The organism is Frankia sp. CcWB2 (genome assembly GCF_977927585.1).
Map to the genome: position 1 here is coordinate 13747 of NZ_CDWRCM010000111.1, position 790 is coordinate 14536.

Consider the following 790-nt stretch of genomic DNA (forward strand, 5'->3'; position numbering starts at 1 on the left):
GACGCAGATAGACGTCGAAGTAGTGGCGTGTCGACCGGTGGATCTGTGCCCCACCCAACCGCGCGGCGAGATCCATCTCGACGTCGCCGAGGGCAAGATGGGACGCGGTCAGGTCGAGCCGGCCACCGCCATGCGCGATGCGGGAGTTCGCCACCGTGGGGGCGGTGACGAGCGCCTCGAGTCCCGGCACCGGCCCGTCCATCCGCCAGGCTTCGAACCACTGTTTGATGGTCCGGCCCTCGGCGAGGTGCGCCCGCCAGTCCTCCGGCCGGTAGAAGGAGAAGGTGAGGCTCGCCTGCGGATCAAGATCGATCAGAAGAACCCGTTTTCCCCAGCGGGCGATCTCCGCGCCGATGTTCGCCGTCAGAGTGGTCTTTCCGACTCCGCCCTTGTAATTCATGACCGAGACCACTTTCACGGTGTCACCGCTCTTGTGGATGACCGCGATATATTAAGGTAGCCGTCAGGTTGGCTTCGTGGACTTCGATGATGTGTCATCCGGCGGTCCCCCTGTCGCGCACTGGCGCCGTCCGTACGCGTGACCCGCGCCGGCCTTCTTCCTGCCAGCACACCACGTGCCGTTGACGCCATTTCCGGGATCCCCCGGACGGGTGAGTGCCGTGCGTGGACATTTGGCCGCCGATGACCATCGATCGTCCAGCTGATCCCACGTTGGGAGGGCCGTGGGAGAGGCCGTAGGGCAGCCAGCCGCGCACCGGCTCCGGACTGCCGCCACGCCGGGCATGGCCGACTGGTGGGTACACCATGGTCAACTTCAAGCGAAGTGGGA

The 790-nt window shown here is 65.7% G+C and carries 1 protein-coding gene; it reads right to left on the minus strand.

What is annotated here, in order from left to right:
• Positions 1-418: ParA family protein (locus ACY45C_RS13055; RefSeq protein ID WP_462187892.1), on the minus strand; the 418-nt coding region annotated here is incomplete at its 3' end.
• Positions 419-790 lie beyond the last annotated feature (372 nt).